Origin of the sequence: uncultured Cetobacterium sp. (assembly GCF_947038635.1) — a bacterium.
Lineage (GTDB): Bacteria > Fusobacteriota > Fusobacteriia > Fusobacteriales > Fusobacteriaceae > Cetobacterium_A.
The window spans coordinates 1-2584 of the sequence record NZ_CAMQXC010000185.1 but is presented as its reverse complement, the minus strand read 5'-3'; the positions used below and the strand labels follow the sequence as shown (position 1 = coordinate 2584).

Sequence of the window (2584 nt, the reverse complement as noted above, 5' to 3'; positions counted from 1 at the left end):
TATTTGTTATTTTTTCAATAATTCTTTTTAATACAGGGAATGCCTCAATATCTCTGTTATAGTTAACAGCAGTTTCACCATATGCTTCAAGGTGGAATGAGTCAATCATATTAACATCTTTTAAATCTACAGTTGCAGCTTCGTAAGCTATATTTAAAGGGTGCTTTAAAGGTACATTCCAAACAGGGAAAGTTTCGAATTTTGAATATCCAACAGCATTTCCTCTCTTGTTTTCATGATAAAGTTGACTTAAACAAGTAGCTAATTTTCCACTTCCAGGTCCTGGAGCAGTAACAACAACAATTGGTTTAGTTGTCTCGATAAATGGATTCTTTCCATATCCTTCTTCACTAACAATAGTGTCAACATCAGTAGGATATCCCTTTGTAGCTCTATGTTTGTAAACTTTAATTCCTCTTCTTTCAAGCTTTGTTATAAAAAGAGATGTAGATGGTTGGTCGTCGTATCTTGTTATAACAACACTGTTCACTTCAAGTTCACGTTCTCTTAAATCATCGATTAATCTAAATACATCCATATCGTATGTAATACCGAAATCTCCTCTAATTTTGTTTCTTTCGATATCTCCAGCATAAACACAGATTATAACTTCAACTTTTTCTTTTAATTTTTGAAGTAATTTTATTTTTGCGTTTTCATCAAACCCCGGTAAAACTCTTTTTGCATGTAAGTCAAATAACAGTTTACCACCAAACTCAAGATATAATTTGTCAAAATTATTAACTCTTTCTAGGATATATTTCGATTGTTCCTCTAGATATTTATTGTGATCAAAACCTATTTTCATGACTCACTCCTTCATTTTTTTCATATTTTGTCAGAGCTATTCCTGACTCTATATCATAGCATGATATAAAAAAAAAATCTAGCTTAAAAATATTTTTTTATGATATAATTATAAAAATTTTGATGGAGGATGAGATGAAAAAGTTACCAATAATAATAGATTGTGATCCAGGATGTGACGATACAATAGCTTTACTTTTAGCTTTTGCTAGTGAAAGATTAGATATAAAAGGAGTTACAGTTTCAGCAGGAAATGTTCATATAAACAATACAACAGAAAATACAAGAAAATTAGTAGGAGCTTTTAAACCAGAGATTAAAATTGCAAAAGGTTGTGAAAAACCATTGTTCAAAATAATAGTAACAGCTCCAGAGGTTCATGGTGAAACTGGTCTTGGAAATGTTATTTTACCTGAAACAGAAAAAACTATTGAAGAATTAAATGCTGTTGAATTTATAGCTCAAACTCTAAAACAAAGTTCAGAGAAAATAACTATTGTAATAACAGGACCAATGACAAATATAGCTGTATTTTTGATGATGTATCCAGAACTTAAATCAAAAATAGAGAAATTTGTAATAATGGGAGGTTCATCAATTGGTGGAAATGTTACTCCTTCAGCAGAATTTAATATATATGTTGACGCAGAAGCTGCAGACATTGTCTTTAAATCAGGAGTTGAAATTGTTTTATGCCCGTTAGATGTAACGATGAAAGCTTTTGTAACTGAAAAAGAGTTAGAAGAGATAGGAGAAATCGGAGGATTAGCAGCCGAAGTAGCTCATGGAGCTATAAAAAATGCTCTTGATTTTTATAAAGAATTTTATCAAAGAACAGAAGTTCCGATGCATGATCCATGTACAATAGCGTATTTACTAAATCCAAATATGTTTAAAGGTCAACATGTATTTTTAGGAACAGAGTTAAAAGGTGAATTTACTTATGGTGAAACGATAATAGATTATAGAAATAAACTTGGAAAAGAGAAGAATGCATTAGTTCTAAATGAAATTAATAGAGAAGAATTTATAAAACTAATAAAAAATTCAGTAGAAATTTTAAAAAAATAGTAATAAAAAAAAACCAAAGAGATTAACTTTGGTTTTTTTATTTGGCATTTTTTATAAAAAATAGTATAATGAAGTAATACTTTTAATTTTTTCGAGTTATTTTTTTCACATTTTTTGACGATATATCAATGAATTAAATAATTAATTATTTAAATTATTTATATATTCTATTTCAAAAAACAATAATTAGGTGCTATAATCGAAAAACACGCACACTTTATAAACATTAACAGGAGGTATTTAAGATGACAATTGAGTTATCAACAATTCAAACTATAGCAATGGCAGTTGTTGTATTGTATATAGGAAAATTTTTAAATCACAATTTCAAATTTTTAAAGGAAAATTGTATTCCAGAATCGGTTACAGGAGGAACAGCATTCTCTGTAATTACTTTTATTGGATATAAAACTGGAATGTTTAATTTTATATTCGAAGATTCTTTAAGAAACATATTTATGATTGCATTTTTCACAACAGTTGGATATTCTGCAAGTTTAAAATTATTAAAAAAGGCAGGTATGCCTGTATTTATGTTTTTGATAGCTTCGGTAGGTTTAGCTATATCACAAAATATTTTAGGAGTAGGATTAGCACAAATTTTAAAATTAAACCCATTGATAGGACTAGCTACAGGATCTATGTCAACAACGGGTGGTCCAGGAACAGCAGGAGCTTTTGCTCCTATTTTGGAGAGTTATGGAGC

Annotated in this window: 3 protein-coding genes; 2 read left to right on the top strand and 1 reads right to left on the bottom strand. The window is 29.1% G+C overall.

The features are described from left to right. On the bottom strand, positions 1-808 hold an 808-nt coding region (locus tag Q0V08_RS11440; RefSeq protein ID WP_297434842.1), incomplete at its 3' end, for a DUF1846 domain-containing protein. A 134-nt stretch (positions 809-942) separates the two neighbouring features. Here Q0V08_RS11440 and Q0V08_RS11435 point away from each other — a divergent pair. Then, positions 943-1878, top strand: coding sequence for a nucleoside hydrolase (locus tag Q0V08_RS11435; RefSeq protein WP_297434841.1), 936 nt, complete (start codon positions 943-945; stop codon positions 1876-1878). A gap of 245 nt (positions 1879-2123) precedes the next feature. Continuing rightward, the coding region (locus tag Q0V08_RS11430) for a sodium/glutamate symporter (RefSeq protein ID WP_297434840.1) at positions 2124-2584 on the top strand (461 nt) is incomplete at its 3' end.

Bases quoted from the DNA above. Each gene is read 5' to 3' on its own strand.
- Q0V08_RS11435 (WP_297434841.1), top strand. From the start codon at position 943: ATGAAAAAGTTACCAATAATAATAGATTGTGATCCAGGATGTGACGAT.